The sequence below is a fragment of the Bradyrhizobium pachyrhizi genome (genome assembly GCF_029714545.1).
GTDB lineage: Bacteria > Pseudomonadota > Alphaproteobacteria > Rhizobiales > Xanthobacteraceae > Bradyrhizobium > Bradyrhizobium pachyrhizi.
In genome coordinates this window covers 7,470,237-7,487,981 of the sequence record NZ_CP121667.1, presented here as the reverse complement: position 1 = coordinate 7,487,981, position 17,745 = coordinate 7,470,237, and the positions used below count along the sequence as shown (strand labels likewise).

The following is a 17,745-nucleotide window of genomic DNA, read 5'->3' as shown; positions in this document are numbered from 1 at the left end:
GTCCTTGAGTTCATGCTTATCCAGTTGTCACACACAGATGCCCATGACCTACTACCTCTTGTGTTTGTCATGCTGCGTTCTTTTCTTCCGCTTTGGCGGTGGTGTTCTCGAGAAAGAAGGGCGCGCGCACGCCCGCGCTGAATGCTTCGGCACATTCGAGCGCCTCTTTCACGCGCGCGGATGGGTCAGTCCATTCGCGAGTTGAGCGAAGCGAGCCGAGCGCGATCAGGTCGCCGCAGCCGCAGGCGTCAAAGCCGTGTGACGACTCCCCGACTTGAAAGTCATCCGAAATATGGAAAAGGCGGCCAGAATACCCCACCAAAAAGCTGCCGCCTTCCTCTGCCCCCTCTCTAATGCGCGCAAATCCGCCCTCTTTCATCCGCGCGCGGGCGGCGTCGATAAAGTCAGTGACCATATAGGTCATCACGTCGATCCCGACGCGCGGTGTCGGCGGATGAAAATTGAACGCGAGAAGCTGACCCATGCGGAATGATGACGTGAAGCCCATTACGAAATCGCCATTGCGAAAAACCTTGCGGTCATTGCGAACCACAAGCGAAAGACGCCCCGCGCTGACGCCAGCGCTGTCCCCGCCGATGAAAACTTGGCCTTTGTCGACAAGGCCGACGATGCAGGTCATTCAAAGTCCCTCGCTAGGTGTCATGGGTGTGTGCGCTAACCGGATAAGCATGCTTGAGCTTGCGGGCGTCTTCAGCCGTTTCGCTCCAATAAGCTGATCGGTCTTCGCTCGTGTACTGGACTTGAGCAATCTTTCCATTCTTATTTTGTGAGCCGACGCTTGGACCGCTAGCGGAGAATCGAACGCACTATCATGCATGCCACATGGTTTGGAACTCGCCTCCCCCTTGAAATGGTAGTAGCGCGGTTCGCGTGATTGAGTATCCTGGCGTGGCGATACAACAGCGCGAGCCGTCGCCACGCCAGGCGGTTGGTAGCAAGCCACAAACGGCACAGCGCCGCCCGCTTAAAATACATACGAACGGCGCTGGCATCGCGCACCAGGAGGGAGAGCAAAATCCTGGCCCATTTGATGGGCTCAAATCACGGAAAGGATTCGGAAAGGCTACTCCGTTCAGCGACCGTGACACCGTCTTTGGGGATGCGCGGCGCGCCGAAGGATTTGTCCAGCACGACGTTGCGGCCTTTCGGCCCGAGTGTCACCTTGACGCCGTTTGCCAGCGTATCGACGCCGCGCAGCATGCGGTCGCGAGCTTCCGCAGAGAATTTTACCTCCTTGGCAGCCATGACGTTCTCTCCTTTTCCCTTCAATGACTGTCAGCACTTCAAGCGGCCTTCTTCGACGCGGAGGTCTTCTCGACCACGCCCAGCAGGTCGCTCTCCTTCACGATGAGAAGTTCTTTGCCGTCGATCTTGACCTCCGTACCGGACCATTTGCCGAACAAGACCCGATCGCCAGGCTTCGCGTCGAGCGGCACCAATTGGCCCTGTTCGTTGCGACCGCCCGGTCCACAGGCAATCACCTCGCCTTCCTGCGGCTTTTCCTTCGCGGTGTCCGGAATGGTGATGCCGCCGGCAGTCCTCTCCTCGGCATTGATGCGTCGCACCAGCACGGGATCGTGCAATGGATGGAAATGCACGGCACATCCTCCCTACAATTCAGCGATGTCATCAGAACCGGGGCCGTAACCGGCCCTCCGGCAAAATCGACCTAGGCGCGGCAAAGCTGAGGTCAAGAGGAGTTATGTAAATTTGTCGACAGCGCCGGCAGAAGTTTCCGCGATGACGTTGGCGCGACAACGCGGAGCCGTCGCCTGGGTGATCTCAGGCGGGACGGCGCGGATCTCCTTGCCGATTTTCCGCAGTGCCGTAGGTCCGTCCCTTCAAGTTACTCGGCTTACGCGGCCGTGGGCGATTCCGAGGCCGTGTCCGTGGAAGCCGGCCGAACACGCAGCGAGTGCCGATAGCCGGAGCTGGGCGTCGGAAGCCTGCGAACCATCCTCTGGTAGATTCGGCCGTACTCCGCCGCCATGCGGGCGGAGGAGAAACGTTCCTCGAACCGGGCGCGGACGGCCTTGCGGTCGAGCTGCAGCAACCCGGGAACGGCGCGCACCGCCTCGTTGACGTCGGACAACGACGCGTCCGGTCAGTCCGTCCTCGACGATTTCCGGGACCGACCCGCAACGGAAGGCGAGCACCGGCGTGCCGCAGGCCATGGCTTCAATCATGACCAGGCCGAATGGCTCCGGCCAGTCGATTGGGAAGAGCAGCGCGGCCGCTTCGCCGAGAAATTCGCTTTTGGCTTTCTCATTGATCTCGCCGATGAACTCAATTCCTGGCTCGTTCAGCATCGGGGCGATGACGCCGCGGAAGTAGGCGTCGTCGGCCTTGTCGACCTTCGCTGCTATCTTGAGCGGAAGGCCGGCTGCCCGCGCAATCGCGATGGCACGGTCGGGACGTTTCTCCGGTGAGATCCGGCCGAGAAACGCCAGATAGCCGCCTTTCGGATTGTAGCTCGGAATGTGCAGATCGAGCGGAAGGCCATGATAGACCGTCGCTACGAAGTTCGCGCCTGGAAGCGGCGACCGTTGCGCGTCCGAGATCGAAACCAGCGGCATGTCCGCAAACCGGCGGTAGAACGGCATATGATCAGGAAGATCCTGCCTGCCGTGCAGCGTGGTCAGCGTCCTGCCGCGTTCAGATCGGAACAGCGGAAAATGCAGATAGTCGGTGTGGAAGTGGAGAATGTCGAACTCGTCGGCGCGCTCGCGCACCTTGTCGAGCATGATCATCTGGTGGGGAAGCGCGTCGCGGACGTCGGGGTCGAGGCGCAGCGCGCGAGACGTGCAGGGGTCGAGCGCGGCGGAGGTGATGGAGTCCTCGCTCGCGAACAGCGTCACTTGGTGGCCTTGTCGGACCAACTCCTCGGTCAGCCAGGAAACGACCCGCTCCGTTCCTCCATACAGCCGGGGCGGGACGCTCTCGAATAGCGGGGCTATCTGTGCAATCCTCATTTCTGTCTCTCCGCAGAAGCCGCTGCGCCAGACGGGGGCCTCCATCCGCCGGGAAAGCCAGGAGGCAATCCATCCAAGTGAGCCCCGAGCGCGTCCCTGATCTTTTGTAGTGCGCGAACTTCGATCTGGCGGATGCGCTCGCGTGACACGCCGAAAGTGGCGGCGAGCTCCTCCAGGGTCTTCGGCTGTTCGGCCAGGAATCGCTCGCCCACAATATGGCGCTCGCGGGGGTTAAGGAGCGCGAGCGCGTCGTTCAGTGCGCTCCATGTCCGGTTGCGATGCTCCGTTTCCGATAGCAGGGTTTCCGGGTCCGGGGCCGGATCAATCAGCCAGTCCTGGATTTCCTCGGACCCCTCCTCCCGCGTGATGGGCAAGTTGAGCGAAGTATCACCCCGAATCCGCCCGTTCATCTCGACGACCTCACGCGGAGCTACTTTCAGTTCGCCCGCGATATATTCGGCCTGCTGCGGCGATAGGTCGACTTCCTCGCTTGCAGAAATCCGATTTTTGAGTTTTCGCAGGTTGAAGAACAGCTTCTTCTGGGCTGCAGTGGTGCCTATTTTCACCAGCGACCAGGACCTGAGAATGTATTCGTGGACCGTCGCCTTGATCCACCACATCGCATACGTCGCGAGCCGAACGCCTTTCTCGGGCTGGAAGCGCTTCACCGCCAGCATCAGGCCGACATTCGCCTCAGAGATCAGGTCAGCGACGGGAAGGCCATAGCCGCGATACCGCAGCGCCAGCTTGGCGGCCAACCGGAGGTGACTTGTGACCAGGCGATACGCCGCATCGCGATCGCCGTGTTCGTGCCAGCGGCGAGCGTGCATGGCCTCGTCCGCCGCACTCAGCAGCGGAAATTTGCGAATGGTGGCGAGGTAACGGGAAAGCCCGCCGTCCGAATGGATCGCGGGCAGATTCGATAGAACCGACAGGGTGCTCATTTCCAATTCCTCCTCAGAGCGAAGTGGGTTGAGCTACCGAGCATGGCTTGGGCCCGGAAACGGCGCCCGTCATGCCGGCGGCGTCCACAGAATGTCGAAGCCGGCGGTTTGTTCCTTCGAGATTTGAAAGTCGACGAACCAGATTGCCGGGAGCACGGGCCCTGTCGATAGGGGCGTGGACGAAGCAACTGGAGCCGCCCGGTATCGTGCGATGTTCGGCTTGTTGGCTATTGGACCGGGCGTCAGAGCGGCATCGCGGCACGACGCCCGAAGTTGTCACGGCGTGACGGTTAAAGCTTGTGCTGGCGAAGTCGTGCAGCTGTCCGCCGTAGGGAAGCCCCGCGCGGCGTCAAGAGGTGAGAGCTCGGAATGGCGGCTCGCGCGGGTTAGTTGCGCAGCGCCGAACGTGGCCACCCGCGGCCGGCGCTGATGCGGTGCGCGCGGTTCTCTCGAGGTCGGGCCAGGGCAGAGGAAAAATGCAATTCGTGCGCGGGTGTCGCCCTTGAAATCACCCGAGACCCTTCTAGTTCTTGTGGTGCCACAGGTGTGGCGCCGGATGCCGTCAGGGTCCGGCCGAGACCGCCGGAAATCCCGGCGTTGCCTCTATCCATGTTGCTCAAGGAGGATGTGGTTATGAGAACGTACGAAATGTCCCCGTTCTGGCGTTCGAGCGTCGGATTCGATCGCCTCTTCGACCTCGTCAACAACGCGACGAACGACAGCGACAATTATCCGTTGTACGATATCGCGCGTACCGGCGAGAACCAGTACCAGATCACGCTGGCGCTGGCGGGCTTCAGCCCGGAGGAGATCACCATCACCGCCGAGCCATCGACGCTGATCGTCGAGGGCCGCGAGCCCAACAAGGGTAATCGCGACTACCTGTACCAGGGAGTCTCCCTGCGGGCGTTCAGGCGCGTTTTTAACCTGGCGGACTATGTCCAGGTCAAGGATGCGACTTTCGAAAACGGCATGCTGACGATCACTCTGGTTCGGGAACTGCCGGAGGCGATGAAACCGCGTCGCATCGCGATCAAAACCGCCGGCAACGACAACCTGCAAATCGAGCAGAAGCAGACGGCCTAACGGAGTTCCGTTCGAGGTTGTCGGACCGCTTGTGCGCGGCTTGGCCGCGCGCGGCGGAGCTCTGTCCAGTGAACATGAAGAACAGAGAGGAGGACAACTATGGCACTACGCGATCTCATTCCGTGGAACGACGGCTCTCGTGATCTGAGCTTGCAGCGCAACGAGCCCAATCCGTTCCTCGCGCTTCACCGCGAGATGAACCGGCTTTTCGACGACGCGTTCCGCTCGTTCGACATCACTGCGTTCAGCTCCCAGGCGATGGGCTGGCCGAAGCTCGAGGTCAAGGAGACCGCAAAGGAAGTCAAGGTTATCGCTGAACTTCCCGGTCTCGAAGAGAAGGACGTCAACTTCGAACTGAGGAACGGCATGTTGACGATCAGCGGTGAGAGGAAGAGCGAGACCGAAGACAAGGAGCGCCGCTTCAGCGAGCGCTACTATGGGCGCTTCGAGCGTTCGATCCCGGTTGACGATATCGACCAGGATAAGGTCGGAGCGTCGTTCAAAAACGGCGTTCTCAGCGTAACGCTGCCGAAGCTACCTACCGCGCAGCCGAACGTGAAACGGATCGCCATCAACGGCAAGTAACCGCGGGGCGGGCGGGAGTCTTGTGCTCTCGCCCCGTCGAGGCCATTGCCAATCAACAATGACAGGTCAATCGAACTCGAATGAATGAGAGGAGCCAATGTAAGGAGTTGCAACCATGAACACCGCCTGGAAAAAGGACATACTCGCTGATGTGGTCAACCTTGCAATCGGCCTGGGCTTGTTCGTATCGCCATGGGCCATCGGATTCGCCGCTGAAAGTCCCACGAACTGGAATGCCTGGCTGAGCGGCATCCTGATCGCTGCGCTGGCTGTAGCAGCGCTGGCGCTCTTCGCCGAATGGCCCGAGTGGATGGCGCTTGCCGCCGGCGCTTGGGTCGCCGTGTCGCCCTGGGTGCTGCTCTTCTCGGCCAAGGCAACGGTGACACCGCTCCACGCCATCGCCGGAATCCTGGTGGCGGCTGTTGCTGCCCTGCGAATCTGGCAACTGCACCAGAGCCATCCGCGTGTGATGGCCTGATGCTCGGCGAGGGAGGTCGCTGCCAGCCTCCCTTCGCATTTTATCTGCGAGACTGCGCCAATTTGCTGGCCAAGCTTGTTGCCCGCGAGATCAACCATGATGGGTGCTGCAGTGAAAGGGAACATGCCAATAGCTTCTCAGTCGGCCCTTGCGCCAAGCAGAGAAGCCGTGCCGCTGACTTCGTGCTTGTATCACGCTTGATAAGAAGCGTCGCCGAGTGCTTGTGGGCCTTACTCCCGAGGAGACGACCGAATTCGAACTGTTGGATGCTCAGCTTCCGCTCGATGGCAAGCCGGCTTGGAGGCCTTCCGATCTACCGCTCTCTCCAAAAGAGCAGCGGTGGCTGGAGCTATTCCGAAGAATGGAGGCCGCGCGGAAGCAGACCGCTGCCTGAAATCGATTGCGCGTGGTGAGTATGGAGGGTTGGCCGAAATTAGCGTCCTTCGCAAGAATGGGATCTTGGGCAAGGAGCCTGTTCGCCGGCATGAGCGAGAAATGCCGCGCACCCAGCACAGTGAACGACGGTGCGCAGCGGCAACCAGGTCCGCAGATCCTCGCGCGAAAGGCACCGCCCGGGCCCTCAAGCGACGACGGCCGGGTGGATGATTTTTCTCTTCCGGAAGGATTGAGAAGACCGCGCATGGGACCCCTCAACAAACATACTGGCCGCAGCCCAATCGGCGATCCGAACTTCGCCGTTGAGCACGGAAACATGGCGCTCGCCGGCTTCCCAAAAGCAGGCTGCTTTGGGGGAGGATTCAGGGTAAGCCCGTCATGCTCACTGGCTTCACCATCACCGCCTTTGCAACCCTGTTTGTGGCGATCGGACCCATCGATACCGCGATCGTGTTCGGCGGCCTGACGGCGGGCGTTCACCGGCCCGAGCGGTTTCGTCTGGCCTGGCAGGCCGTCCTGATCGCCGGAATTGTCCTGCTCGGGTTTGCACTGTTCGGCAATCGGGTGCTGGCCGCCCTTCGGGTTTCTCTGGATGCCTTTCGAGTTGCGGGCGGCATCCTGCTGCTGTTGCAGGCCATCCAGATGATCTTCGCCCATCCCTCAGGTCTGTCTTCGCTCACCGCGCTCGAGCGGCGTGAGGCGATGGCGCCCGGCGACATCGCGATTTTCCCCCTGGCATTTCCGGTGATCGCGGGACCGGCCGGCCTCACGGCGGTCGTTCTGCTGATGGGGCAGGCCGCCGGTGACCCCCTCGGCTCGATGATCGTACTGGTGGCCATGCTGCTGTGCCTTCTACTGACCTATCTCGGTATGATCTTCACGGACGTCTTGCACCGGGTGTTGAGGGCCACCGGCGCCAACGTGCTGGCGAGGCTCGCCGGCATCCTGCTGGCGACCCTCGCGGTCCAATTCATTTTCGACGGTATTCGAGGCGCTCGGCTCCTCGTAACCGAGTGAAAACCTGATGCGCCCCTCGCTTTTGACTTATCTCAACGTTTGACGGCTTCCTGGTCGCACCCTCGGGGGCGGGTCGACCACCCGCAACGTCAGCGAAACCCGGATTTCAGTATCTGGCGGGTCTGACGTCAAGCACCCGGAAAACTTCCCATGACGCGCTTGTGCCCGTCCGGCAAACGGCACTACGCAGGCCGCGGCGGGGAAGTCATGTTGCTGCTGCAGCGGTCCGGAAGCCGTGCCCTCATTCCGGGCGGCCCATGAAGCTTGTCCGCGACGAGACGGCAACGAGCCCGCAGCGCTATGTCTGCCCCGATTGCGAGGACGATCCGCTGCACGATCCTGTCGCCCGGAAGTGGATCGAGAGCTCGCTGAAGCCGCCAGCGAATTAGCTGGCCCGGAATATTCGGTGCTAATCCGGATCCCGATCAATTCTCAGGGGCTCGATGGCCACTTCCGTTTCGGATGCTTCGTGCGGTCCGTTCCACCACTCGCCGTTGGCATCCAGCTTGAGCGGCCGCTCTCTCACTCCTGAAATGTCGGCTGTTCGTACCCTCGCAGCACGACTCTCCGTTCGAACGGCTGATCCTTCAACAGTTCGATCAGTTCACAGACTTTCATGTACTTCCGCGAGGCTCACAGCGCGCTCAGATCACCCGGCACGTCGCCGAATTTCCGGATCACCTTCGCCGAATTCGCCGGTGGCGGGATTTCCGCTGCGGGCTGAACGTGACCGCGCCGGCGCAGCCGGGCTTTTACGAGAGCGCCTCGGCTCGCATCACCGCGGTGTTGGCGCTCAGGCACTCCACTGCTTCGCCGGCCGCGACCCGTCGTCGGCGGCCACGAAGGGTAGGGCGACGTAGTAGGTCACCTCGGACATCTCAGTCGTCCTTACGATCGCGCGAGAGGTCGAACCGGCCGCGCGAGTAGCCGGCAGAAACCGAAGCGCGGAGCTCCTCGACCTGCGCTTCGAGAAAACCGTTGGCCACTATCAGCGTCCGCCTCGCGGGGATCGCCGCCGCAGGCCGCAATGGCCTGGTCGGCAGCGAGCTCCAGATCTCCGGCGGAGGGCGCGGAAGGTTCGGGCGCAGCGGCTATACCCACGTTCCCTTTTTGTTCACATGGAGTCAAGCCGCCCGAACGCGGATTCGGCCGCTTCGACGCCCGGTTGACGATGAATTCGCGAGGAAGCGCGGGATGTCGGAACTGCCGGCGGCCAATCGTCTTGAATCAAATCGTAACGGAGTTCTGCGTATGGCCCCGCGCGCCAACTGGAAAGGCTTCCTTCGGCTGTCGCTCGTCACCTGTCCGGTCGCGCTCTATTCGGCCACCTCGGAGTCCGAGAAGATTTCGTTCAACCAGCTCAATCGGAAGACCGGCCACCGGATCAAGTACGCCAAGGTTGACGCAGACACCGGCGAGGAGGTCGAGAACGAAGACATCGTCAAGGGCTTCAAGGTCGACACCGACACCTACATCGAGGTCTCCAAGGAAGAACTCGAGAACGTCGCGCTGGAGTCCACCCGCACCATCGAGATCGACGAGTTCGTCGACCGCAGCGAGATCGACCCCCGTTACCTGATCCGACCCTACTACCTGCGTCCGGACGGCAAGGTTGGGCACGACGCCTTCGCGGTGATCCGCGAGACCATCCGCGAGATGGACAAGGTCGCGATCGGCCGCGTGGTGCTGACCAACCGCGAGCACATCATCGCGCTCGAGCCGCTCGACAAGGGTCTCATGGGCACGCTGTTGCGCTACCCGTACGAAGTCCGGGATCCGCAAGAATATTTTGACGAGATCCAGGACGTCAAAATCACCAAGGACATGGCCGACCTGGCGAAGCACATCGTGAACCAGAAGTCCGGGCGGTTCGAGCCCGAGAAGTTCGAGGACCAGTACGAAACTGCGCTGATCGACCTCATCAACCAGAAGCGCGCCGGCAAGCCGATCACGCCGAAGGAGAAGCCGGACGCCGGCAACGTCGTCGATCTGATGGAGGCGCTGCGCCGGAGCGTCGGCGGCGCGGCGGCCAAGGCCGAGGCGCCGAAGAAGCCGGCCAAGAAGCCACGCAAGGCGGCCAGCGGGCAGAAGGAGATGCTGATGGCGATCGAGGGCAAGAAGCCGGCCAAGGAGGCGGCGGCGAAGAAGGCTGCGGCCAAGCCGCAGCGCAAGTCCGCCTGAAGGCAGAGCAGGAGAGCCGCATGGATATGAAAGAAGCCTCGGCGATGACGGAAGCCTCTGGGCTTGTGGACGATCAGGATGGCAGCGGGCCCGCTGCCGGCGCGATGCCGAGCGCCTCGGCGCAAGCGGGAGGAAGGCCTCGGCCATTCCAGTCTCCCGCGCCGGAGGCCGCGATGCGATGGGCCGACCAGTTGCGCAAGGTGACCACTAAGGCTCCATTGCAGTCGTTGTTCGTCGCGTTCCTGCTAGGTGTTTGGGTCGCGCGCCGGCGCTAATGGCGTCGACTCATAACGCGCGGCCGGCCATAGCCGGATAGATGTGAATGGACAAAGGCGAGGTAGTTGGTGGCGAACCTGTCGCAGCGCGTCGCCACCCGACGACATTGTTTGATCTTGTTGAGAACCGTTCGACTTGCTCCCTCTCATCCTACGCAGATTTATTAGCTCTCTTTGAGTTTTTTTATTCATGACTAGGCGCCGACAAAGCGAAGACGAAGCAATTGCCATCGCCCAGATTTGAGCTTGTTTCAAGGAGCCGGGCCTCATCATGCCCGGTCGAGCGAAAGCGCTCGGCCTTGTCCGCGATCTCTGCGTGCCCTCAGAGCTCCAAAGAGCCTGGACCCCGGAGGCCCCCGAGGGCGTGGTCGCGTCCTTTGCGATCGCGATCGAGTTGCCCTGGGTCGGCTCCAGGTTGCAGAAACCGAGCAGGTTCTGGTCGTCGAAAACGAGCGCCCAGATCTGCTCGCGATACTCGGTCGGCACCAGGAAGCCCTCGCCGCTGCCGCCCTGGTTCTGCTGGAAATTGGTCGGCGCTGCGCCGAGGCGCGGATCGAGGCCGCCGCCCGTTATGGCGGTCCGAACCGAAACCGCCAATTCCGCGACGCTGCGGAAACCGCCGGTCCGCTCCGGATTGATATCTTTGACGACGTCGCCAGCGGTGGACCGCCGAGCGCGGTCGAAAAGCCGAACAGGGCCGTGCGGCGCAACTTCTTTTCATCGGCCGCGATCTGCTTGTCGAGCTCGGCGACCTCGGCCTCGAGCGCGTCGACCTTGGTCTCGAGCTCGCCGACCTGCGAAGTCTTGGCGTCGGTCAGGGTTGCCTTGCCCCGCAGCGTATTGAGCTGCTCGAGCGCGGTTTTGCCTCCTTTGCCTTATTGGCGCGGGCGGAGAAAGAGCCCGCGTTCCCGCTGTCCAGGCGACGGCGCGGGTCGAGCAACTCAGGAACTGAAGAAAGAGGCGTTACACACCCCGCGCGCTTTGCGCGGTACCGGCGGTGGCTCTAGCCGGAACGATTCATGATGCTGCCGCTTCTAGAAGCGGCTGGACTTGATCCGGTAGTGTGGAAACGAAGCGACCTCGGCCTCGGCGACGCCCCCTCGCGCTCAGGCCTTTATTTGGCTCGGGCGGCCGTGGTCGGGAAAAAACAGAAGAGATTCACTTTTGCTAAAGACCTGACGAGCGAATGGTCCGAACCATTGTGCCTGCTGCTGTCAGCGATGTGCTCGTCAGCGCCGTGATTAAAAGCCGCCATCTCGGCTCGAGCCCGGCTCCGGGAAGATACCGAATCTGCCTCGCTGCAACATTAAGAGCGTCGCGCAAAATGAACGAGTTTTATGACTGCTGCAAACACGCTCTCAACATTCTGTCCGAACTTCACGCTTCCGAGAAAGAATTGGTTGGCAAGGGCGTCATCTTGTCCGATGGCAAGGCCGGTACAATTGATCACGTCTTTGTAGACGACATTCACGGGCTTCGGATTGGGATTGGGGGACATGAAGGCCGATGGCCAATCGCAACGATCAAACAACTCGAAGAGGAGCGCTGAGGGAGCGGTCAGAAATTTCTCCGGGCTGTAACCGATGCTAATGACACCGACCTGGTCGGGCTGCGAAAACTGGCTTCTATCGGGAGGATAGAGCAGTGGAACAAATGAATGGAGTGGAGCGGACTTTCGCGTCGGTCACAGCGCTGAGCTTTTTGGTTCTGGTCGCGAGCATGACCGCTGACGCGCTAACCTAGTGAATGCATCGAGAACCATTGGAGGTTCTTTCTGAATCATAACAATTGTAATTCTCGGAACTGGGCGTTTCACTGATTATCAGAGTTACTGGGCGGGATACCTTTTCATTGCACGGTTTATTTAGATCCAGTGGGCCGTCACTTATTTCGGGAAGGCGGCGCAAATGCATAGTGAAGCAGGCCCCAGCGAATGCGCTCGCTGGGGTCTCTCCTGCATTGGGCACGATGGCGTGCATAAGTCCGTGGGCTCATTCAAATGCTGGTGCCGACCTGCGGCGCGAGCTCGGCCGCGTCGAGCGCTGCTGCAACATGCCGCCGCCGACCTCGTCGAGCGTTGCGATCCTGTCGGCCGTCGGTGGCGAGCATATCGCCACGGGATGCTTTGCAGCCAAGATCGAGAGGCGCAAGAACGCGTAGCTGCCTACATCGCTGAGAAGTACAGTCCGGCGCGTCGTATCTCGCGCTGACCAAAATGAACTGGAACTCAACGCAGTTCGCTCAGGCATCGCCCATTCCGATTCGCGCTGCGCGCCAAGTCGGAAGGGTGCTTAAATATGTTCCATTCGGACAGATCGAACAGCCCGACTACCGCTTCTACAGCTGAGAGACGAACGGTTGATTGGCCACCACGTGCTCAGTATGAGAAACGTGTGAGGCTGATCGAGCCTATGGGCGCTCCGTGAAGGGTAATGAATTACTATGCGATCTGAGATCGTTGAAATTTGGCCCGACGAGGTGACGGTTCGTTCCATCGATGCGCTTCTGAGAGAGAATTGGCTCTTGGATTTCCAGCCTGATGTTGCGCGGATCGGCGCAAGATATCCTGAGATCGAGACGCTTCTCCGACGTTATGACAAAGCTCATGCGGGCCGCACAAAAGGCGGGGGGAGCGGTAAGGTAGCGCGATAAACGAATCGCTCAACGCCAGCGACGACAAAACTGCATCGCTCCTGACATCGCGCCTCGGTGTTTCCGAAGCGGTTGCTCGCGGCTGGATGATCGCAAACAGAAAATGGTCTGCGGCAGAAGCGCTCTCCAACGGTTTTGTGTCGGAGGTGGCATCTGAGCGTGCGCGACGGCGAAATCTATATGGTCGAGATCACTGCGGAATCGTTGCTTATATGCGAGGTGAAATCGCTGACGACTACGCCACCGCCGCCTCCGCCGCCACCAGCGGGCGGTTTCGATGGCCCTTCGCTGAACGTCACGCTATCTAACGGGAATCTGAGGGCTGACCACATCGATGCCCTCCCAAAAGAGAGCTATCCTTCAGCAACCAGAGGGAGTGCGCAAGGGGCGGCCTAATTGCCCATGGATCGCATCGCGTTATCAGTCATCTGCCGACGATAAGATGCGCGCTCGTTGAAACGGGGCGGCAGCGAACGCCCCAATCGCAATGCCGACCAATACCAGAAAAGTCACAGCGCCAATGGTTGCCACTGCCGTCTAACTCCGGTGATCCTTCGGAGAGTCGGAATCAACCGAAGGGTGTTAGCAAGGGCGAATTTTACTCGCCTCGGCGATTGCGTGTGCTGAACATGTTTCGAAACCCTCGTTGCAGCCTTGGGATGCCGTCTTCCGGCTTCGGTCTGTTGCACTTCGGGCAGGGCGCACCAGCGCCGCCACACCGGCACGCGTGGTTGCCGGTCCAGGGTTGATCGGGGTGTCGTTCACACACCCAGCCGGTATCGTCGCAAAGGATGCATGCTGGTTCGGTCATCGCATCAGTTCGAACAGTTCGAGGACATCGGCAAGTCGAAGCTTCGCGCCCTTTTCGGCATGTGCCCTAGGAGCAGGTGCCTGGTATCCGCGGCGATTTCGTCCCGCTTGAGCGGGTCGGTACTCGGCGTGGAATGCCCGCAATCTTCTCGGCGAGTTGCCGGGCGACCTCGGGCGAGATTTCCAGCGGCCTTCGAGTGATCGGCATGCCCGGAAGATAGATATCAGTGGCAGGTTTTGCGAGTTCAGCCCACCCACACCGTGGAACGTTTCCGCTCTTTCGGTCATTTTGCATTTTTGGGGCAGCAACGTCAGCTTTGGAGAGAGGAGCCATGAAGCGACGGCGCAGAGTAAAGCAGATGTACCCCCTTGAAGAACGCCTTACCGAGGAAGCCAGAGAGCTACGCAGACGGGCTGAGGCACTCCCCCCAGGTCGAGAGCGCGAGTCGCTACTAAGACGAGCGAGGCACGACGAAACCACTGCCCATTTGGCGGAGTGGCTTCTGTCCGCAAGCCCGCGCGCGCCGATCTAAGGAGGCCACACCATGCCGATGGATCACCATCATTTCGACGGCGTGGAAGTCGCCTTCGTGTGCGCTGCGGCGGTATCGTTTGCGGCCCTCGTCGCCAGCATGACTTGGCTTTTCATGCGATGAGATGTGAACGCCGGCGCTAGGAACGGCGCTTTCGAACCGTCGTTAATTGTGCGTCGCTCGCGGCAGAGCGGCATTGGACGAATGAACGTGCCCCGGCTCTTGCCCCCGAAGATTCCGGGCACATTCATAACCCGTTATGCCGGTGGCCCCGGCTGGCACCTCGCCAGGGCCGTCGACTCGGCCTCAGCGTTTCGCTGGGGCCGTTTCTGTTGCGCGAACGAGCTGTACGATGTAGTGGGACCACTGCCCTGGGCTCAGCACTCTACCCCAGGGCGTTGGGGGCCTTCTTATGAGCGATCAGAGGTCACCGGTTTGCGTGTCGCCAGGCGCCCCGCGAGAACCTCAGCCTGTTCTTTTGTGAGCTTATCGGCGAATGCCCCGTTCTTTTCTATCTGAGCTGGTCCTTTGAGCTCGCTGTCGTAGACCATCCAACCATTGCCACCTTGCCGAACGAGGAAACGGCCTCGCATCGGGCGTCCAATAAATTCCATTGCAACCACGACCTGTGAAAATAGCTCCGCAAATAACATGTACGATGCCAGCGACAGTCATATCACGACTTCGCTGGAAGCGGCCCCAACCGGGGGGCCGCCAACCCGAATCTGACACGGGTTTTCTTCTGGCAGTCGGGGGGCGGTTGGCTGACCAGAAGCGCGAAATTATACGCTTTGCCTTCTCCATGGTTCCTAGCCCGCCGGCCCCAAAGGTGCTGGCGCCTTTTCTATGGCTGCTAGGAACGAACGTGGCTGAAGCTTGTTCGTCCGACGAATGCGGCACATCAGCCCGACCAAGCCGCATTTGGACAGTGTGAGTGGAAAGCCTATGGCCCCAGCGTGCTCCCAAGCGCTGGGGCCGTTTCCGTTCGGGAACAACCTGCAATTAACGTGGTTTAAGATCGGTACGACGAGGAGTGGGACTAACCTACCGGCCTCAGTGCTCTCCCCAGGGCGCTGGGGCCGGTTTTTCGGACGCAGGTGAAGTCCATGCTGCTCAAGCCGGATCATTTGGTCGCGTCGGACTATGGCTTCCTCGGCTTAGCCGGAGCGTCGTTTATTGCATTCGCTTTCGCCATTGGATTGTTGCTGATCGGCTGAACTGCTGGGGCCGTTTCTTGTCAGCCGAACAGGTCTTTCCCGGCCTGCGTCATCCGCACGTAGGTCCCGCTCTCGTGGTGCTCGAGCCAGCCCTGATCCTTGGCGTACTCCAAGCTGGCCCATTACTCAGCCGGCGTCGCCTTGTCCCGGTAGAGCATCGGATAGTTGATCTTCTCGATGTAGATCCGGCCATCCTGGATCGGCTGGAACGCTCGCGCGTGCTCCATGAGCCTGCGGGCTGCTTTCTCGGGGCCGAGTAGGGGCGGTCACCGACGTCTTTCATTTCTTATCTTAGGTTGCTTTGTGGGCAGAGCATCGATTCTCCATTCGTTATAGTCGTAGAGCCCAGCCCAGTGGTGAACAAGCTCTCCGCATTGCCGACAATCGAACGTGCCGGAACTATTCGTATGGGTTGCACTGCGTTCCTGGATCGCCGAATAGACGATGCCGCAGCCGGGACAGGTAAAATGAACAGTGACGGTTGGCGCCATAATGGCTGCTCAACAATCGAGGCCAGTGAGCGTTCCTCAGATCGGCCAAACCGCCCCTTAGCCACGTCCTGGGTATGGTGCCGGAATTCGATGCTTTTCGGACTCAGGTCGGAATAGAACGCTCCCAAGCTGCCTGGAAAGCAGCCCGGGCGCCCCTCCAGATCGGGCCCGCTGCCGTCGGTATAGGGCGGCATCGGCCAGGGTTATCGCCTACGAGGCGCGTCTGTCTCCGGAGTGCTCGTCAATGGTCCTCTTTGCTGCGGCAATCGCTTCTCGCGAACTTTGATAGGTCATGGTCCTAATGATTTGGCCGCTGCGGTCGAGAGGCGCGATCTCAACCAGCGATCCGCCGCCGGGTTGCTCGACGACCACTAGCCGGTGACCCGAATATTCAAGTTCGTCTGCCACTTCCGCGGCCTCCGCCGGTGCATCAAGACAACAATTGTTCTTGTGACAGGGTTCCAACGATGCGCATGGACTTTCTTGCGGCGGGGTCAACGCGGAGATATTCGTTCCCATGCCACAAGGTGGCCGCGCTTGAACGGGTATAAGAGAGGTCTTTTCCCTGGGCTGCGCGATCTTGACCGACGCCTTGCGTTGGAGTGAGCGCTAATACGCAATTTGTCGTGCTATTGCGGCCTGCACCAGCAGCGCGCTGTAATTCAGCCCATGCGAGACTATCCCGCCAAATCACGTTCGGCGAGATGCGTGAAACCGGCGCGACGCGCATCATCGTGTTCTGCAAAGACTACCGCTGTTCTCACAACGTTACGATGGATGCGGCGAGGTGGCCGGACGTAATGCGTCTGTCTGATCTCGAGCCGCGCTTTACATGCACGGTGTGCGGCCAACGAGGCTCGAGCATTCGATCGGTTGACGTATCGCCAAGGATGGGGACTGGCTAATAGAAGCCGCTAGCGAACCGCGTCCTTGCACGTTGGGTTATTGTTGCCTGGTTGCTGTTTGCACAGGCGCGCTACCTCTGCCTTGAGGTCATCTAAGGTCGCCGGCGACGATCAGAACGTCGTAATCCGGACGGGCAGCGCCGGACGGCAGGTTCCAGCCCCGCGTGAGCTCGGCATGGATGTCGGACATGACCCACAAGCGCGTGGTCAGTCCTCCTCGATTTCGAGGGAGGCGGCATCGACATCCACGAACGCGTCGGTCTCGCGGTCGTAGCGACGGCCGGTGATTTGGCGCTGCGCGCCCAAGCCGTAGCGGAGGATGTGGACGTTTTCGAATCCGGGGCGGACCTCGGCGGGGGCGCGCTCCTCGGCGTGCAAGTCGCAGCGGGTCGTCAGCCAGCCGCCGGTGCGCAGGACGCCAGCCTCGCCGCAAATCTCGCAGGTGCAAACGCTGCGGGCCTCGGCCAGGTCGATCGCCTCGTCGACGAGCGCGCTCGATTCCGGAGAACGACGGCCGGTCCAATACCGGTCAATGAGATCGCGCCAGCCGGGTCCGCACTCCGGAAGGCCCTCCGCCCCCTCACCGGTGCCCGCCGACGGGCGGAAGAGGTCGGGATGGGCCCCGATGAGCTCCAGCCTCCAATCTTGCAGCACGCTAGACATCGCGACTGACCACGAATGAGAATCAAACAAGAACATTAAGAGCAGGAAGGTCAGCTCGAGTCAAGCGGTTAGCGGCTCATTCTTATATAAGAATGGAAAACATCTTATATAAGAAAGGGCGCAAACGCTGGCGTCCTGCTGTAGGGCCTCGTATGGTTAACGAGGGGTTTCTCGCAGCGGATGGGTCGATGGTCGGAAAGAAGAAGGCGCCGAAAAGGGGCAAACGAACCCCGATCGGGGACCGGGTTACGTTCATCGCGATGATGGACAAGGACGTCATCGCCGACATCAAGCAGGTGGGCATCGACGAGCATCGGGCCGCCTGGGATATTATGGAGCAGGCTGCGAGGGAGTTTCTGAAGCGGAGGAAAGCAAGGAGAACGCCCTGAAACTCCAATGTTTTTCCTTGCGGTTGAAGGAGCGCGACGGTTCAATCCATTGGCTGAAGGACCGATAGATGAAGCTTTTTGGTTATCTTCCGGAGACCCTTTTCAAGCCTCTGTCGGGGCCGAAGAAGCA

The 17,745-nt window shown here is 60.6% G+C and carries 16 protein-coding genes and 4 pseudogenes; 11 read left to right on the top strand and 9 right to left on the bottom strand.

From position 1 onward, the window contains the following. Nucleotides 1-67: 67 nt before the first annotated feature. The 5 genes and pseudogenes from QA639_RS35355 to rpoH all read right to left on the bottom strand — a co-directional run bounded on the left by QA639_RS35355 (nucleotide 68) and on the right by rpoH (nucleotide 3,937). Nucleotides 68-640 carry a hypothetical protein gene (locus tag QA639_RS35355; RefSeq protein WP_283088464.1) on the bottom strand — a complete coding sequence of 191 codons (573 nt, stop codon included), beginning with the start codon at nucleotides 638-640 and terminating at the stop codon, nucleotides 68-70. Nucleotides 641-1,068: 428 nt separating this feature from the next. After that, a pseudogene (groEL, locus tag QA639_RS35350) lies at nucleotides 1,069-1,266 on the bottom strand (chaperonin GroEL); the annotation flags it as partial. 38 nt (nucleotides 1,267-1,304) lie between these two features. After that, a complete protein-coding gene (locus tag QA639_RS35345) occupies nucleotides 1,305-1,619 on the bottom strand; it encodes a co-chaperone GroES (protein WP_283088463.1) in 315 nt (104 codons plus the stop codon). 257 nt (nucleotides 1,620-1,876) lie between these two features. Continuing rightward, nucleotides 1,877-2,993, bottom strand: a pseudogene (locus tag QA639_RS35340) (glycosyltransferase family 4 protein). Further along, nucleotides 2,990-3,937, bottom strand: a complete 948-nt coding sequence (gene rpoH, locus QA639_RS35335; RefSeq protein WP_283088462.1) for an RNA polymerase sigma factor RpoH — start codon at nucleotides 3,935-3,937, stop codon at nucleotides 2,990-2,992. The pseudogene QA639_RS35340 and the gene rpoH overlap by 4 nt, the downstream one beginning before the upstream one ends. A gap of 633 nt (nucleotides 3,938-4,570) precedes the next feature. Between rpoH and QA639_RS35330 the strand changes: the two genes are divergently transcribed. The 5 genes from QA639_RS35330 (at nucleotide 4,571) to QA639_RS35310 (ending at nucleotide 7,888) form a co-directional block, all read left to right on the top strand. Further along, the gene (locus QA639_RS35330) at nucleotides 4,571-5,023 is read left to right on the top strand and encodes an Hsp20 family protein (RefSeq protein WP_283090676.1); all 453 of its coding nucleotides are present in this window, start codon (nucleotides 4,571-4,573) and stop codon (nucleotides 5,021-5,023) included. 99 nt (nucleotides 5,024-5,122) lie between these two features. Further along, complete coding sequence (locus QA639_RS35325; RefSeq protein ID WP_283088461.1) at nucleotides 5,123-5,608, top strand: Hsp20/alpha crystallin family protein; 486 nt, start codon at nucleotides 5,123-5,125, stop codon at nucleotides 5,606-5,608. Between the two features lie 115 nt (nucleotides 5,609-5,723). Beyond that, nucleotides 5,724-6,086 (top strand): SPW repeat protein, encoded by a 363-nt coding sequence (locus tag QA639_RS35320; protein WP_283088460.1) that lies wholly within the window; start codon nucleotides 5,724-5,726, stop codon nucleotides 6,084-6,086. Nucleotides 6,087-6,860: 774 nt separating this feature from the next. Continuing rightward, nucleotides 6,861-7,499 carry a MarC family protein gene (locus QA639_RS35315; protein WP_283088459.1) on the top strand — a complete coding sequence of 213 codons (639 nt, stop codon included), beginning with the start codon at nucleotides 6,861-6,863 and terminating at the stop codon, nucleotides 7,497-7,499. A 257-nt stretch (nucleotides 7,500-7,756) separates the two neighbouring features. Beyond that, the gene (locus QA639_RS35310; RefSeq protein ID WP_283088458.1) at nucleotides 7,757-7,888 is read left to right on the top strand and encodes a hypothetical protein; all 132 of its coding nucleotides are present in this window, start codon (nucleotides 7,757-7,759) and stop codon (nucleotides 7,886-7,888) included. Between the two features lie 244 nt (nucleotides 7,889-8,132). Here the strand turns inward: QA639_RS35310 and QA639_RS35305 are convergent. Next, nucleotides 8,133-8,376: pseudogene (locus QA639_RS35305) on the bottom strand (hypothetical protein). Between the two features lie 374 nt (nucleotides 8,377-8,750). Between QA639_RS35305 and ku the strand changes: the two are divergent. Then, nucleotides 8,751-9,680: a non-homologous end joining protein Ku gene (gene ku / locus QA639_RS35295; RefSeq protein ID WP_283088457.1), complete on the top strand. Its 930-nt coding sequence runs from the start codon at nucleotides 8,751-8,753 to the stop codon at nucleotides 9,678-9,680. 20 nt (nucleotides 9,681-9,700) lie between these two features. Next, on the top strand, nucleotides 9,701-9,955 hold the full coding sequence (locus QA639_RS35290; RefSeq protein WP_283088456.1) for a hypothetical protein: 255 nt from the start codon (nucleotides 9,701-9,703) through the stop codon (nucleotides 9,953-9,955). A gap of 354 nt (nucleotides 9,956-10,309) precedes the next feature. Here QA639_RS35290 and QA639_RS42085 read toward each other — a convergent pair. After that, a pseudogene (locus tag QA639_RS42085) lies at nucleotides 10,310-10,552 on the bottom strand (phage major capsid protein); the annotation flags it as partial. Between the two features lie 422 nt (nucleotides 10,553-10,974). On the opposite strand from QA639_RS42085, the gene QA639_RS35285 reads away from it, so the two are divergent. The 3 genes from QA639_RS35285 to QA639_RS35275 all read left to right on the top strand — a co-directional run bounded on the left by QA639_RS35285 (nucleotide 10,975) and on the right by QA639_RS35275 (nucleotide 12,115). Further along, complete coding sequence (locus tag QA639_RS35285) at nucleotides 10,975-11,196, top strand: hypothetical protein (RefSeq protein WP_283088455.1); 222 nt, start codon at nucleotides 10,975-10,977, stop codon at nucleotides 11,194-11,196. A gap of 83 nt (nucleotides 11,197-11,279) precedes the next feature. Continuing rightward, a complete protein-coding gene (locus tag QA639_RS35280) occupies nucleotides 11,280-11,504 on the top strand; it encodes a PRC-barrel domain containing protein (RefSeq protein WP_283088454.1) in 225 nt (74 codons plus the stop codon). Nucleotides 11,505-11,923: 419 nt separating this feature from the next. Then, nucleotides 11,924-12,115, top strand: coding sequence for a hypothetical protein (locus tag QA639_RS35275; protein ID WP_283088453.1), 192 nt, complete (start codon nucleotides 11,924-11,926; stop codon nucleotides 12,113-12,115). A 3,973-nt stretch (nucleotides 12,116-16,088) separates the two neighbouring features. On the opposite strand, the gene QA639_RS35260 is transcribed toward QA639_RS35275, so the two are convergent. Both QA639_RS35260 and QA639_RS35255 read right to left on the bottom strand, forming a co-directional pair. Beyond that, the gene (locus QA639_RS35260; RefSeq protein ID WP_283088451.1) at nucleotides 16,089-16,391 is read right to left on the bottom strand and encodes a hypothetical protein; all 303 of its coding nucleotides are present in this window, start codon (nucleotides 16,389-16,391) and stop codon (nucleotides 16,089-16,091) included. 379 nt (nucleotides 16,392-16,770) lie between these two features. Beyond that, complete coding sequence (locus QA639_RS35255) at nucleotides 16,771-17,226, bottom strand: hypothetical protein (protein ID WP_283088450.1); 456 nt, start codon at nucleotides 17,224-17,226, stop codon at nucleotides 16,771-16,773. A gap of 188 nt (nucleotides 17,227-17,414) precedes the next feature. Here QA639_RS35255 and QA639_RS35250 point away from each other — a divergent pair, with 188 nt between their 5' ends. Beyond that, complete coding sequence (locus QA639_RS35250; RefSeq protein ID WP_283088449.1) at nucleotides 17,415-17,615, top strand: hypothetical protein; 201 nt, start codon at nucleotides 17,415-17,417, stop codon at nucleotides 17,613-17,615. Nucleotides 17,616-17,745: the final 130 nt, after the last annotated feature.